General features: G+C 71.8%; 11 protein-coding genes. 6 read left to right on the top strand and 5 right to left on the bottom strand.

What is annotated here, in order from left to right; genetic code table 11:
- Window positions 1-24: 24 nt before the first annotated feature.
- The gene (locus ACQPZF_RS15410; protein ID WP_433272112.1) at window positions 25-1,419 is read left to right on the top strand and encodes a M1 family metallopeptidase; all 1,395 of its coding nucleotides are present in this window, start codon (window positions 25-27) and stop codon (window positions 1,417-1,419) included.
- Window positions 1,420-1,469: 50 nt separating this feature from the next.
- Here ACQPZF_RS15410 and ACQPZF_RS15415 read toward each other — a convergent pair whose 3' ends face one another.
- From ACQPZF_RS15415 to ACQPZF_RS15425, 3 genes are read right to left on the bottom strand one after another with little or no spacing between them, the layout of a single operon-like run.
- Complete coding sequence (locus ACQPZF_RS15415; protein WP_433272113.1) at window positions 1,470-2,414, bottom strand: LysR family transcriptional regulator; 945 nt, start codon at window positions 2,412-2,414, stop codon at window positions 1,470-1,472.
- A gap of 18 nt (window positions 2,415-2,432) precedes the next feature.
- Window positions 2,433-3,734 carry a purine-cytosine permease family protein gene (locus ACQPZF_RS15420; RefSeq protein WP_433272114.1) on the bottom strand — a complete coding sequence of 434 codons (1,302 nt, stop codon included), beginning with the start codon at window positions 3,732-3,734 and terminating at the stop codon, window positions 2,433-2,435.
- 2 nt (window positions 3,735-3,736) lie between these two features.
- On the bottom strand, window positions 3,737-4,423 hold the full coding sequence (locus ACQPZF_RS15425; protein ID WP_433272115.1) for a tRNA-dependent cyclodipeptide synthase: 687 nt from the start codon (window positions 4,421-4,423) through the stop codon (window positions 3,737-3,739).
- Between the two features lie 221 nt (window positions 4,424-4,644).
- Here ACQPZF_RS15425 and ACQPZF_RS15430 point away from each other — a divergent pair, with 221 nt between their 5' ends.
- From ACQPZF_RS15430 to ACQPZF_RS15440, 3 genes are all read left to right on the top strand, one after another.
- Window positions 4,645-5,601, top strand: coding sequence for a LysR family transcriptional regulator (locus tag ACQPZF_RS15430; protein ID WP_433272116.1), 957 nt, complete (start codon window positions 4,645-4,647; stop codon window positions 5,599-5,601).
- 142 nt (window positions 5,602-5,743) lie between these two features.
- On the top strand, window positions 5,744-6,094 hold the full coding sequence (locus tag ACQPZF_RS15435; RefSeq protein WP_433272117.1) for a rhodanese-like domain-containing protein: 351 nt from the start codon (window positions 5,744-5,746) through the stop codon (window positions 6,092-6,094).
- 65 nt (window positions 6,095-6,159) lie between these two features.
- On the top strand, window positions 6,160-6,600 hold the full coding sequence (locus ACQPZF_RS15440) for a thioredoxin family protein (protein ID WP_433272118.1): 441 nt from the start codon (window positions 6,160-6,162) through the stop codon (window positions 6,598-6,600).
- Between the two features lie 60 nt (window positions 6,601-6,660).
- On the opposite strand, the gene ACQPZF_RS15445 is transcribed toward ACQPZF_RS15440, so the two are convergent.
- Window positions 6,661-8,298: a bifunctional aspartate transaminase/aspartate 4-decarboxylase gene (locus tag ACQPZF_RS15445; RefSeq protein WP_433272119.1), complete on the bottom strand. Its 1,638-nt coding sequence runs from the start codon at window positions 8,296-8,298 to the stop codon at window positions 6,661-6,663.
- A gap of 33 nt (window positions 8,299-8,331) precedes the next feature.
- A complete protein-coding gene (gene aspT, locus ACQPZF_RS15450; protein ID WP_433272120.1) occupies window positions 8,332-10,032 on the bottom strand; it encodes an aspartate-alanine antiporter in 1,701 nt (566 codons plus the stop codon).
- A 259-nt stretch (window positions 10,033-10,291) separates the two neighbouring features.
- Here aspT (ACQPZF_RS15450) and aspT (ACQPZF_RS15455) point away from each other — a divergent pair, with 259 nt between their 5' ends.
- Entirely contained in the window at window positions 10,292-11,956 is a 1,665-nt protein-coding gene (gene aspT / locus ACQPZF_RS15455; protein WP_433272121.1) for an aspartate-alanine antiporter, read from the top strand.
- A 174-nt stretch (window positions 11,957-12,130) separates the two neighbouring features.
- Window positions 12,131-14,689 (top strand): M4 family metallopeptidase, encoded by a 2,559-nt coding sequence (locus tag ACQPZF_RS15460; RefSeq protein WP_433272122.1) that lies wholly within the window; start codon window positions 12,131-12,133, stop codon window positions 14,687-14,689.
- Window positions 14,690-14,790: the final 101 nt, after the last annotated feature.

Genomic DNA, 14,790 nt, shown 5'->3' on the forward strand with positions numbered 1-14,790 from the left:
CGACCGGTTGCCTTGGTACCCATAGTGCTGGCCGCCACCCTGAGCGGCCACCCGGCCGCCGCGGACCCCTCCACCGTCGGCGGCGACGGGTACGTCCACGTCGCTCCCAACGGCGTCGTGCTCGGCGTCGATCCCTACTACCCGAAGGACGGCAACGGCGGGTACGACGTCGAGGACTACACGCTCGCACTCGACTACGACCCCTACTACCTCGCGCTGCACGGGAAGGCGACCGTCAAAGCCGTCACCACGCAGCAACTGAGCCGGTTCAACCTGGACTTGCGCGGCTTCACGGTGCGGTCGGTGACGGTCGACGGCAAGCCCGCCGCGTTCGCCAGGGCGGGCGAGCACGAACTCGTCATCACCCCCGCCTCGACGCTGGCCCGGGGCGCGGGCTTCACCGTGGAAGTCGCCTACGCGGGCCGCCCCCGGCCGCTCGACACGGCCCGCGGCCGGACCGGGTGGCAGGCGACGGCGGGCGGTCCGGCGGTCGCCGCCGGGATGCCGCACTCGGCGATGACCTGGTTCCCCGTCAACGGCACCGAGGCGGACAAGGCGACCCTGCACGTCGCGGCGACCGTCCCGCTCGGCTGGTCGGTCGTGGGCAACGGCATCCCCGAGTCCGACGTGCCCTGCGGCGGGCGGCACACCGTGACGTGGGCCGAGGAGACGCCCACGGCCCCGAACTCCGCGATGCTCGGCATCGGGCGCTGGCAGGTCGACACCCGGGCGTTGCCCGGCGGTGTGACAGTGGTGAACGCCTACGCGCCCGGCGCTTCCGGGAAGCGGGAACTCGGCGACCGGCTGCCCGAGGTGCTGACGTTCCTCTCCGGTGTGCTCGGCGACTACCCGCAGTCGGCGGCCGGCGGGCTGTTCCTCGACACGCGCCCGGGCTATACGCACCCCGCGCAGACCAGGCCGGTGTACGGCTCGGCCGCCGGCATCGCCGATCTGGTCTATGCCAGTGCGTTCCAGTGGTGGGGCGACAGCGTCAGCATCAAGATGTGGCGGGACGTCCTGCTGCCCGAGTCGTTCGCGCGTTACGCGGTGTGGCTGTGGGACGAGGCGAAGGGCGGCGCGAGCCTCGACGAGCGCTACCGCGCGATGGTGGCGCGGGCCGACGCCGGGTTCTGGTCGCGCAAGCTCACCGATCCGGGCCGGAACGCCGAGTTCGCCCCCACCGCGAAGGCCGTGCTCATGGTGCACGCGCTGCGCCGGACACTGGGCGACGACGTGTTCCTCCAGGTGCTGTCCGGGTTCCCGATGATCAACCCGCAGGGCAACCAGAACTGGCACGACTTCGAGCTGTACGTCGCGGCGGTGGCGCAGCTCGACCTGACCGAGTTCTACCACGCCTGGCTGGACGGCACGACCATACCGTCCGACGAGTTCCTGTACCCGGGAACCCTCAGCCCGTGACAGGGAGGAGGAGGTCCCCGCCGAGTGGTCTCCCGGCGGGGACCTCCGTCCTAAGAGGACAGATACCTCCGGTACACGGACGAGCGCCGGGCTTCGGCCCAGTAGGCGTCGACCACGGCGGCGAGCAGCTCGTCCGTCCGCTCCGCCACGAACGTCTCCCGATGCCACGCCAGGATGTGCCTGCGGCGCAACAGGTCTCCGCGCAACGCCCGCACGGCGATGCCCGCGTGCTCGTCGCACGCGGGCTGGACGAGCCCGACCGCGCCCGTCCGCACCACCAACTGCGCCACCGTCTGGGAGCTGACCAGGTGGGTGATGACGGGGACGAAGCCGTGCCGGGCACAGGTCTCGGCGAACAGCTCGTTGAACGCCGCCGACGAGGAGTCGTTCGCCACCACGACCCAGCCCTCGTCCTTGAGGTCCGCCAGGTCCACCGTCCCGCGCGCCGCCAGCGGGTGCTGTTCCGGCAGCAGCACGAAGGTCGGCTCGACCACCACCACGGCGGTGTCGACGTCGCGCGGCACCGGCAGCTCGTGCCCCGGGTAGTCCTTGACCGTGGCCAGTTCCACCCGGCGCTCGTCCACCAGCGACAGCAGCCGGTCGCTCGCGTCGTTCACCAACGACACCTCGCGGACCTCCGGCCACAGCGCCGTCACGACCGCCGACAGGTGCGGCACGACGGCGCTGCACACCGCGCCCACCCGCATCCTGGCGGGCGGGCGGCCCCGGTCGGAGCACTGGTCGATGTCCTCCAGCAGCTTGTCCAGTTGCGGCAGCACGGCGGTGGTGCGGCGCAGCAGCAGCTCGCCCATCGGGGTCGGCAGCACGGTGCCCTCGCGGCGTTCGAACAGCCGGTAGCCCAGCAGTTGCTCCAGCCGTTTGAGCTGCGCGCTGACCGCGGGCTGGGTGATGCCGAGGACGGCCGCCGCCCGCGACAGGCTCTCGGTGTCCGCGATCGCCCGCACCACCCGGAGGTGGTGCACGTCCAGTCGCATGACGCGCCCCCTGTCTGGTCAGCCGGCGGCGCGGGAGGCCGTCGGCGCGGACGCGGGGCGGTTGGTCCGGATGCCGAGGAGAACGTACAACGCGAACGCGGCCAGGATCGAGTTGACGGTGGGAATCCCGAACGGCACCGAGATGCCGACCGCCGCGCCCGCCACCCAGCACCACAGCGCGGAGGGCACCCAGTTCGGCGCGGTGGCGGGCAGTTCGCCGACCGCGCGCGAGGCGTCCAGGTCGGCCCGCCAGCGGCGGACCACGAAGTACTCCGCGATCACCACGCCCGCGACCGGCGGCGTGACGATCCCGATCCAGGTCAGGAAGGTGGTGAAGTGGTCCAGGATGCCCACGGCGGACAGCAGCGAGCCGAGCCCGCCGAGCAGGAGCGTCGCGGTGGTGCGGTCGAGGCGGCGGGAGAACAGCACCTCGACCGTGTTCACCAGGCCGAGCGTGGACGAGTACAGGTTCCAGTCGTTGATCTTCACGATCGCGGTGACCATTATCAGCGTGCCGAGGACGCCGGACGACGAGGTGATGATGCCGACCACGTCCGCGCTCCTCGCCGCGTGCGCGAGCAGCACGCCCACCAGCCCGATCAGGTACTGGCCGAGGGTGATGCCGACCAGGGTCTGCTTCACCACGTCCGCCGCGCCGCGGTTGAACCGGGTCATGTCCGGCGTCATCACCGCGCCCATGATGAACGCGCCCGCGACCAGCGTCGTGCCCTGGGCGAGCGACATCGGCGGGCCGGGCGGCGGGTCGGACACCAGCGAGGCCAGCGAGTGGTCGCCGAGCGCGCCGGCGATCGAGAACCCGGCCAGCGCGAGGAACGCGGGCACGGTCAGGTAGGCGGTCCAGGCCATGGCGTGGAAGCCGAACAGCACGATGGCGGTCACCAGCGCGCCGCCGCCCAGCGCCCAGACCCACACCGGGGGCCCGCCGACCAGCGCGTGCAGGCCCTGCGCGAACACGTCGTTCTGCACGCCGAACCAGCCCGCGAGGCTCAGCGTCATCAGCAGCCCCACCAGGGCCGAACCCCGGCGGCCGAAACCGGCCCAGCGGGCCAGCACGGACGTGGACAGCCCTTCCCTGGTCCCGGCGATGCCCATCAGGATCGTGATGCCCTCCAGCAGCACCGAGCCGACCGTGATGGCCAGCACGGCGTCCCAGAACGTCATGCCGAAGCCGAGCACCGCGCCGAGCAGGAACTGGTGGAACGACGACACCTGCCCGAATCGTTGCAGAGCCACCGAAACCCACGAGTAGCGCCGGTCCGGCGGGACGCGGCGCAGCGAGAAGTCGTCGTGCTCGGACATGGTCACTCCGCTCGCTCGGGGACCGCGTGCTCCAGCACGACGAAGCCCTGTTCGGGGTGCGGGCGCCAGGACAGCTCGCCGCCGTACAGGTGTGCCAGGAACGGCACCCGCTGGTGGTAGGCGAACACCGAGCTGCCGACGCCCGCGACCTCCACGGTGCTGACGAACATCGGCAGCTCGGCCAGGAAGTACCGGACGGCGCTGCGCAACTGGTCGCCGGTGGGGCTCTCGCCCTCGGGCAGCCGCCGGTCCAGCACCCAGCCGGTCGCGCCCAGGCACTGCCGGGCGAACTCGGGGTCGGCCGCGAACCGCTGGTGCGCCTGGGACAGCAGCCGCAGGTACGCGCGGTTGCCGTCCAGCGCGGACGAGTCGAGGATCAGCTCGTCCGGGTTCGGCGCGCGGACCTGCTCCAGCGCGCGCAGGATCTTGTTCCGCGTGTAGTTCCCCTGGCGCTGCGCCTTGCGCGCGGCGCGGCCGGGGTCGTAGCCCAGTGCTTCCAGGGTGAACGCGGACGGGCCGTCCGGCACGAAGAAGTGGAACCGGTGGAAGCCGGCCGACGCCCAGCGGGCCAGGTCGGCGATCCGCTCGATGGTGAAGTGGCTGTTGAACGGGCTGATGCCGAGGCAGACGTGCTCGGCCCGGGACAGGGGACCGGCGCACTGCTCGGTGAGGGGGAGTGGTCGTAACACCGTGACTCCATGGTCGGGACGCGCGCAGCCGAGGCAGGGGTGTGCTGACGCGTGATCGACTATGGGCACCGGGCAGGTGGAATCGGTATTGCCGCTGACGGATGCCACGGGGTTATGCGGCGTCCCGTGACCGGTCGGGAACGGCGGTGGCGGCTAATGTCCGGACATAGGTCACCCGGATGGCGGTGTCCGGTGCGGAGCGGCCGGAGGTAGACGAAGTCATGGAGCTTCAGGTTCGGCACCTGCGGGTGATCTGCGAGATCGCCGCGGCGGGCAGCCTCAACCGCGCCGCCGGCAGTCTGGGGCTCGGCCAGCCCGCGCTCAGCCACCAGTTGCGCCGGATCGAGCAGCTCGTCGGCGGCCCGCTGTTCGACCGCGACCAGAACGGCGTGCGACCGACCGCGCTGGGGACGCTGGTGTTGCGGCGTGCCAAGGCGATCGTGTCCACGTTCGACGAGCTGGAGCGCGACTTCCACCGGCAGGAGGAGCACGCGGCGGACTCGTGCCGGATCGGCTGGAACGACAGCGCGCTCGCCGCGCCCCTGCTCGACGCCCTGCGGCAGGTGCGCCCCGACGTGCCGGTGTGCACCCGCGCCGACGCCTCCCGCACCAGGCTGCTGGCGCAGGTCGCGAACCGTTGCGTGGACCTGGCCCTGGTGATGATCTGCGGCCCGCGCCGCCTCCCGCTGCCACCGACCGTGCGGGCGCTCAAGCTGGTGTGCGAGCCGTCGTTCGTCGCCGTGGCGGAGGGCCATCCGCTGGCGGGGCGGGACGAGATCGCGCTGGCGGACCTCGCCGACGAGAACTGGATCGTGTCGAGCTGCGGGGACGGCTGTCGCGTGGTGTTCCGGGAGATGTGCCTGGCGCACGGGTTCGACCCGAGGATCACGCACGACGCGGACGTCGACACGGCACGGGAGTGCCTGGTGGCCGGCGGTTACGGCGTAGGCCTGGTGCAGCCGACCCGTCCCGCGCGGCCGGGCCTGATCATCCGGCCGCTGGTGGGCGCGCCGATGTCCGTGCGGCACGTGCTGGCCTGGCGCGAGGACGGCCCGTTCGCGGACCTCGCGGCCGAGCTGGGCGCGCTCGCGGTGAATGCGTACCGGCGGTTGGCGGAGCAGAGTCCTGACTACCGGACCTGGTTGCGGCACAACGACACCTCACCGGCACGTCCGTGACAGGCGGCCGGCGCCAGGGCTCAACGCGCCGATAACGGCCCGGCATGGTGAGGCGGCACTAGCAGGCCCGGTCGCGTCCGACCGACGATGACTCCACCGCCGCCGCGATCACGCTGGAGCGCGACGTTCCGAGAGGATCGCCATGCTGCCGTTGATCACCCGTGAAGAACTGCACGCCGCCATCGGCGAGGGCTCGGTCGTCGTCGTGGACACCATGCCGGTCGCCTACTACGAGAAGGAACACCTGCCCAACGCGCGGAACATCCCCGGCTTCCCGTACGAGGAAGCCGCCGCCTTCACCGACCGGCTCGCGCCCACCGTGCTGCCGGACAAGACCGCCGCGATCGTCGTCTACTGCGCCAACACCCCCTGCCGCAACAGCGAGTTCGTCGGCCGCCGGCTCGTGGAACTCGGCTACCCGAACGTGCGCAAGTACCGCGAAGGCATCGAGGACTGGGTCGCGGGCGGGCTGCCCACCAGTTCCGCGGTGTGACGAGTCGTCCCGGCGCGCCTGTCCGGGAGCAACGAGAAAATCCCTGCACAGTAAGGAGTTCTGTCGTGTCCACACGCATACGGCTGCTGAGCGCCCTGCTCGGCACGCTGGCGCTGCTGGTCGGCTTCGCCGGCCCGGCCCAGGCGGTCCCGGCGACCATCCAGGCCGAGCACGTCGTCACCGTCACGTCCGCGAACTACGCCCAGATCATGGAGCAGTCGCGGGAGAAGCTGGTGATCCTGGACTTCGGCGCCACCTGGTGCCCGCCGTGCCAGCGGATGAAGCCGGTGATCGAGCGGCTGGCCGGCGAGTACGGCGGCCGGTTCCTGCTGGGCGAGGTCGACGTCGACCGGAGTCGCGACCTGTCCTCCCGGTACAGCATCCGGTACCTCCCGACGCTGGTCCCGGTCCGCGACACGGCGGAGCTGCCGAACTCCCGGCTCATCGGCTACCCCGGTGAGGCGAAGCTCAGGGCGTGGATCGACGCCCAGCTCGCGAAGGGCTGAGAAACCGGTGTGGGCGCGGGAACTCCGCGCCCACCCGTCAACCCCCCGCTTCGCGCCGGATCAGGTGCCGGACTTCCAGTCGTCGTGGTAGTCGCGGAACACGGTGTGCAGGTGGTGGCCGATCTTCAGATAGTCCAGGTCGTCCAGGTTGGCCAGGGACACCCGGACCGACCACTTCGGGCCGTCGAACCCGCCGCCGTTGAGCAGCACCACCGACGCCTGCTCGGCCAGCCGGAACAGCGGGTCGATCGGGGCGTAGGTCTGCTCCAGGTAACGGGCGAACTCGGCGCCGTACACGCGTTCCGCCTCGGCCAGCAGGTCCAGTTCCACGTAGTAGCAGGCGCGCATCGGGTCCTCGGCGATCTTCATGCCCGCGCCTTCGATCAGCAGCTCCAGCCGGGTGCGGACGATGCGCTGCACGCGGGCCTTGTACGCCTTGCCGTCGTCCAGCATGGCGAACAGCGAGAACAGTGTGAGCTGCACCTGCTGCGGCAGGCCGAGTCCGGCGGTGTGGTTGAGCGCCACCCGGCGCGAGTCGGCCACCAGCCGGTCGATGAAGCGGATCTTCTCCGGCTCCAGCGACAGCGTCCCGTACCGCTTGCGCAGCCGGGCCCGCTCCTCCTCGGGCAGCTCGGCGATCAGCCGGTCCACCACGTTGTCCTCGTGCAGCCCGATCAGGCCCAGCCGCCAGCCGGTCGCGCCGTAGTGCTTGGAGTACGAGTAGACGAGCAGCGTGTTGCGCGGCAGGTCGGCCGCGATGGTGCGGAACCCGTCGACGAACGTGCCGTACACGTCGTCGGTGACGATGAGCAGGTTCGGGTTGTCCCGCTCGACGATGCCCTTGAGCTGGTCGCGGACCCGGTCGGACAGCGCCAGCGACGGCGGGTTGCTCGGGTTCACCAGGCACACCAGCCGGATCGACGGGTCGGCGAGCTTCGCCACCTCCTCGGCCGGGTAGCGCCACTCGCGCACACCGGCCTCCACGAACATGTCGGCGTGCACCAGCTCCACCTCGAACCGGTACTCGTCCAGGTCGGGGATCTCGATGTACGGCGTGAAGATCGGCACCATCAGCGCGATCCGGTCGCCCTTGCGCAGCACCCCGTTGGCGATCAGCGAGTCGAAGATGTAGCACATCGCGGCGGTGCCGCCCTCGGTCGCGAACAGGTCCAGCCCGGACCCGGCGGGCCGGCCGTCGAACAGCTCCTGGTGCAGGTAGGCGCGGGCCACCTGCTCGACGTGCACCAGGATGCGGTCGGGCACCGGGTAGTTGTCGCCGGTGATGCCGTCCACCAGCTCGTGCACCCACGCGTCGGGCTCGAAGCCGAACCGCTCGACGCCCAGCCGCACCGAGCGGTCCAGCAGGTCGATGCCGGCCAGGTCGGGGTGCGCCTTCACGAAGGCCCGGAACCGGTCGGCGATCCCCTCCTTGGCGGGCATCCCGCCGAGGTCGTCGGCCGTCCACACGCGACGGCTCTCGGCGAGCGAGAACGTACCCAGCGCGTAGAACGCCTCGCGCGGCCCGGTCGCGATCCAGTTCGGGTTGCCGCGCCCCGCGTTGAGCATCAGGTCGGCCGACTTCGCCTGCTGCTCGTCGTGGTGCCGCTGCGCGAGCCGGATGAACTCGCCCTTCAGCTCGAACGGGCTCAGCCCGGCCAGCTTCTCCATGTCGGCCTTGCGGTAGGAGGACTTCGGCATGACGGCGGCCTTTCTGCCGGCTCGGTGCGTGGCTCAGTGGTGCAGCAGGACGATCACGGCGCCCCAGATGGTCAGCAGGACGTTGCCCACGGCGTACGGGACCGTGTAGCCGATCGTGGGGATCTGGCTCTTGGCCGACTCGTTGACGGCGCCGATCGCGGCGGTCGTGGTCTGCGCGCCGGCCAGCACGCCGAGCAGGATCGGCAGCCGCATCTTCAGCACCCAGTGCCCGATGGCGAACCCCACGACCAGCGGCACGACCGTGGCCACCGCGCCGAGCAGCAGCAGGCCCCACCCGGCCTGCGCCAGGCCGCTGGTGAAGCTGGGACCGGCGTTGATGCCGACGACGGCGACGAACAGGCACAGCCCCAGGGTGTCCATGAACCACTGCGCGCCGCCCGGCACGTTGCCGAACGTCGGGTACTTCGCCCGCAGCCGGCCGAACACCAGGCCCATGATCAGCGCGCCGCCCGAGGTGGACAGGCTGATCGGGACGCCTCCCGCGTGCAGCGCCGGGATGCCGAGGCAGCCGCCGAGGAAGATGCCCAGGCCCACCCAGGCCATGTCGGTGGCGAAGCTCGTCGGCACCGGCGTGCCGATCTGCCGCGCGGCGGGGTCGACCAGCCGCCGCGGTCCGGTGAGCAGCAGCGTGTCGCCCCGTTCCAGCGCCGTCGACATCCGGAACGGGAACTTCGCGCCCGAGCGGTGCAGCTCGGTGACGAACACCCCGGCCATGAACGGCTCGCGCCGCAGGTCGGCGATGGTCCGGCCGAGGTACGCCCGGTTGCCCGCGACGACGTGCAGCGTCTCCGTCCGGTAGCCGAGCAGCTCGACGTCGTCGGCTTCCGGCCCGATCTCGCGCTCCGGGTCGTAGGCGACCACGTCGCCGCGGATCGCGCTGACCGCGACCACGTCACCCTCGTGCAACACGGTCTTCTGGTCCTGGGGCAGCAACGTGCCCTTGCGGCGGACCCGGGTGATGTAGACCCGGCGTCCGAGCGACGCCTGCTGCCGCTCGAACTCGTCGATGGTCCGCCCGACCACGCCGGGGTGCGCGACGGTGTACGCCCGCAGCACCACCTCGTAGTAGCCCTGCCCCAGGTCCGGGTCGTCGGTGCCCGCGTCCAGCTCGCGGGCCAGGTCCGCGCTGTCCTTCGCGAGGTCGCGGCCCACCAGCCGGGGCAGCACGTTGGCCAGCAGGATCGCGCACAGGACCGTGCCCAGCGGGTAGGTGACGGCGTAGCCGATGGCGACCAGGTTCTGCTGCTCGGTGACCTGGTCGCCGGTCAGGCCGGGCAGGCTGCCGATCGCGTCGCCCGCCACGCCGATGACCGCCGACTGGGTGAGCGCGCCGCCCAGCAGCCCGGCGCTCAGGCCCGGCCCGTAGCCGAGGACCGCCGCGAACAGCCAGCACACCAGCAGCCCGGACACGCAGACCGCCAGCGCCAGCCCGACCTGCGGCAGGCCGTCCTTGCGCAGGCCCCGGAAGAACTGCGGCCCCACCCGGTAGCCCAGGGCGAACAGGAACATCACGAAGAACAGCGACTTGACCGTGCCGCTGACCTGCACCTCGAACAGCCGGCCGAGCGCGAGGCCCGCCAGCAGGCACCCGGTGACCGAGCCCAGCGCGATCGAGCGGCGTCGGATGCGGCCGAGCAGGAAGCCGGCGGCGACCGTGAGGAAGACCAGGAGTTCCGGGTACGGCTTGACGATCTCGTCGCGCAGGAAGTTCATCAGTCCTCCGTGGACCGTCCGGACTGGACGCACTTCGGAGGTTATGAGCCGCCCGGGCGCCGCGCTCGACGGCGACGCCCCCTGACCGGGTGATGCGGCCCGTGTCTCCTCCGGCGGTCCGGGCCCGATCGGGGCATAGTCCACGCGTGGGAGGTTCGCGGCGTGGACACACCCCGTCCGGTCGACGTGACGCCGACCCGGGGACGGCCGGTGCGAGGGCTGCCTGCGCGAAGACTGCCTGCGCGAAGACGGGAGACGCATGGACTGGGTGAGGCACCTGTTCCAGTCGACCCCGGAGATCGCGCTGTTCGTGTGCCTGGCGCTGGGCTACCTGGTCGGCAAGCTGCGGGTCGGTCCGATCCGACTGGGCGGCATCTGCGGCACGCTGATCGTGGCCCTGCTGGTCGGGCTGCTCGACGTCTCGCTCGAACCGCAGGTGCGCACGATCGCGTTCGCCCTGTTCATCTTCGCCCTCGGGTTCACCGGCGGCCCGCAGTTCTTCGCCAACCTCAACCGGTCCGGGCTCAAGCTCGGGGTGCTGTCGCTGGTCGAGGCGGTGACCGTGGTCGCGCTGGTGCTCACCCTGGGCTCGCTGCTGGCGTTGGACGTGGGCACCGCGTCGGGCATCCTGGCGGGCGCGGCGACCGAGTCCGCGGTGGTGGGCACGGCGACCGAGGCGATCGGCAAGCTCGGCCTGGACAGCGCCACCAGCGCCGCGTTCCAGGGCAACGTGGCCACCGCGTACACCGTCTGCTACCTGTTCGGCCTGATCACCATCGTGCTGTTCACCAGCGGGCTCGCGCCCGCGCTGCTCCGGATCAACCTGCGTGACTCGTCCCGCGCGCTGCTGCGCGAACTCGGCGGGGGTGACGACGACCCGGACGCGTCGCCCGCACTGCCGGGACTGGTCGGTCGCGCCTACGAGGTGGAGCGCGTGGTCGGGCGGACCGCCGGCCAGGTCGAGGCGGCGCTGCCGGGGCGGGCCACCGTCGAAGGCGTCGTGCGGGACGGCGGCTTCGTCGCGGCGAGCCCGGACCTGGTGCTGGCGGCGGGCGACGTGGTGGTGCTGGTGGGGGAGCGGAAGGCGTTGATCGACGGGGAGTCCGTGATCGGGCCGGAGACGACCCGTCCCGACGCGGCGGCGAAGACCACGCTGGAGACGCGGGAGGTCGTGGTGACCGCGCGGGAGGCGGTGGACCGGCCGTTGCGCGACCTGCGTGCCCACGGCGTGTTCCTGACGTCCCTGTCGCGCACCGATCAGCTCATGCCGACCGCCGACGGGACGCGCGTGCGGCGCGGTGACGTGGTGACCCTGGTGGGCGCGCCGAACGACGTGGAGCGGGCGACCGGCCGCATCGGTTACGCCGTGCCGCGCACCGTCGCGACGGACTTCGTGTACCTCGGGCTGGGCGTCACGCTCGGCATGCTGATCGGCAAGCTCACCGTGCACCTGGGCGCGGTGCCGCTGTCGCTGGGCACGGGCGGCGGCGCGTTGCTGTCCGGGCTGGTGTTCGGCTGGTTCCGGTCCCGGCACCGGGCGATCGGCAGCTTCCCGCCCGCCGCCGCGACGCTGACCAAGGACCTCGGCCTGGCGACGTTCATCGCCGCGACCGGCCTCGCCGCCGCGCCGCAGGCCGGGCCGCTGCTGGCCGAGTACGGCCTGCTGCTGCCGTTCGCCGGGATCGGCATGGTGCTGGTGCCGGCGCTGCTGTCGCTCTACATCGGCGGCCGGCTGCTGAAGATCGAGCCGCCCATCCTGATCGGGGCCATCGCCGGGCAGCAGTGCAGCACTCCCGCGATCTCGGCGGTGACGGGGGTGGCGGGCAACTCGGTGCCGCTGATCGGCTACACGGTGACCTACGCGATCTCCAGCATCCTGTTGCCCCTCACCGGTCCGGTCGTGGTCGGCCTCATCGGCGCCTGACCGTCCACACCGGATAGTCGTGATCCGGCTATTCGCCCTCCGCCGGCAACTGTCAACGCCTGCGCCTATCGGGTGACAAGCGGTTTCGCTCCCATTGGTCTGTACCACCTGCGGCGACATCATGGCCTCGGCCCGTGCCGGCAACCCTGCGATGGCACGGGCGAGGAGGAACGCATGCGGAAAACACCCGCACTGGCCGTGGCGCTCGCCGTCACCACCGCGACGACCGTCGCACTGGCCGGCGTCGCGACCGCCCGCACCGGCGGAATCGCGAGAACCGACGACCTGGCACTGGCCCACGCCGCGACCGGCGGGGCGGACCTGGCGCCGCTCGCGGTGGTCGACTCCGGCGACCGGTCCACCGTCCGGCTCGCCCAGCGCCACCGCGGCGTGCCGGTGTTCGGCGCGCAGGCCCTCGTCCACCTGACCGGCCCGGCGGCGCACCGCTCGGTGGCGGACACCGTCGACCGGACGGTGCGCGGCCTCACCGTCGACACGACGCCGACGGTGCCGGAGGACCTCGCCGCGCACCGGGCGAAGGCCGGCCTCGATCCCCAGTCGCGCGAACGCGTCCAGGTCGAGCGGCACGGTCTCGTGGTGCTGCCGCGGGGTTCCGGTGTGCTGTCCTGGCACCTGACCGTGCGCGGCGAGGACGTGCCGAACGGTGTGCCGTTGCGCCGCGAGGTCTACGTCGACGCGCACACCGGGGCGGTCGCGCTGGAGTACGACAACCTGCACTTCGCCGAGGGGCCGGTGGAGGGCGAGGGTGTCACCGCGAACGGGAAGACCCGGCCGCTGGCCGCGTACGAGCGCGGTGACGGCGTGTTCGAGCTGCGTGACCGGAGCCGGGCGATGTTCCCCGTCACGGGCGGCGAGATCCTGACCTACGACGCCGAGAAGCGCGACTACTACGACTTCCTCGGCGTCCTCCCGCCCGAGACGAAGCTGTTCACCTCCAAGACGAGCCGCTTCGACGGCCCGGTCGGCGAGTCCGGCGGCGTGGACGCGCACTGGGCGGCCGGCCAGGTCTACGAGTTCTACCGGCAGCGGCTGGGCCGGGACGGCATCGACGGCAAGGGCGGGCACAGCGTCTCGGTGGCGGGCGTGACCAACCGCGGGCGGCCGTTCCTCAACGCGTTCTGGGACGGCGCCAAGATGGTGTACGGCTGGGCGGACGGCGAGCGGCTGCCCCTGTCGGCCGATCTCGACGTGGTCGGGCACGAGATGACGCACGGGATCACCGAGCACACCGCCGGACTCGTCTACCTGGGCCAGTCCGGCGCGCTGAACGAGGCGCTGTCGGACTACCTGGGCAACGCCATCGACGTGACGGTCGCCGGCACCGCGATGTCGGACCCGGACGCCGGGCTGCTGGGCGAGGACCTGTGCCGCACCACCGCGCCGGAGGACTGCGCGCTGCGAAACCTGAACGACGGCCGCACGACGGTCCGCGACTACCTCGGCGTGACCAACCGCACGGACAACGGCGGCGTGCACCTGAACTCGACCATCTTCGGCGGCGCGCTGTGGGACATCCGCGAGCGGATCGATCCCGCGCTGGCGGACAAGGTCGTCTACACGGCGCTGACCGAGTACATGACCCCTCTTGACTCCTTTGTGGACGGTCGCACGGCGGTTCTCGGCGCGGCGGCGGCGCTGAAGCTCACGCAGCAGCAGCAGACGACGATCGCGAAGGCATTCGACGACCACGGGATCGTGCCCGGCTGGGAGCGGAAGCTGGGCGTGGACAGCACGACGCTGGTCCGCAACGTCACCAACACCTCGGCGCTCGTGTCCGCGGCCAACGGCCGCTACGCCGTGAACCTGTCCGACGAGCGCGGCGAGCGGTACCCGGCCGTCTACGCCGGGCGGACGAACTCGACCACCCCGCCGGTCCGCGTCTCGCCCGAGGACGGCGGCAGCACCGCGCACCCGAACACGGACGGCGTCACGGCGGTGTGGACGGACCTTTCCGCGCAGGGTGACAAGATCCTCGCCCGCACGCTGGATGGCGGTCCACTGAGGACGGTCGCGGACGGCGGGCGGTCGAGCTTCCTGTCCGTGCCGGCGGTGTCCGGCAACGCGGTGGCGTGGCAGCAGTTCGACCTGTCCGGCGGGGGTGGGACCGACGTCTGGCTCCGGGTCGGCGACGAGCCCGCCCGCAACCTCACCCCGGACCCCGGCGTGCAGGGCAACCGGCCGTTCCTGCGCGGCCACCTGCTCGCGTACACGCAGATCCGGCGCGACAACACGGGCTGGTACTACAACGCGGTGGTGGAGAACCTGCGCACCGGGACCAAGTCGGTGATCCCGGCCCCGGCCGGTCCGCTGTTCATCAAGGACGTCGTGCTGACGTCCGGCGCGGTGGCGTGGGTGCACGACACCGGGATCGACGGCAGGTCGGCGATCATGGCCGCGGACCACGACGGCGGGAACCCGCGCGCGGTGGTGCCGGAGGACAGCGCGGACGCGCCGATGTTCCCGGCGCTCGACGGCTCGGACCTGTGGCTGACCTTCAGCACCAGGGTAGGCGTCCCGAACACCAACGCCGGCCTGCCCAAGCTGGTGCAGGTCCCGGTCTGGGGCGGCACCCCGGTCCGGCTGTCCTGCAACCGGGGCGACCAGGCGGTGTTCGCCGCCGACCGGCACCGCCGGGTGGTCTGGCTGGACGGCACCGCCGGCGCGACCGACCTGGTGACCCGCGATTCGCCGGCACGCCGCTGCCGGGGCTGATCAGTGGCCGTCAGGGCTTACGAGGCCCTTACGGCTTGGGTCTCGCTCTCTCGGTCCGCTGCCCGACCCCGCCAGACTCGACCGCAGGGCGGTAACGAAAG

Origin of the sequence: Actinosynnema sp. CS-041913 (assembly GCF_050942485.1) — a bacterium.
Lineage (GTDB): Bacteria > Actinomycetota > Actinomycetes > Mycobacteriales > Pseudonocardiaceae > Actinosynnema.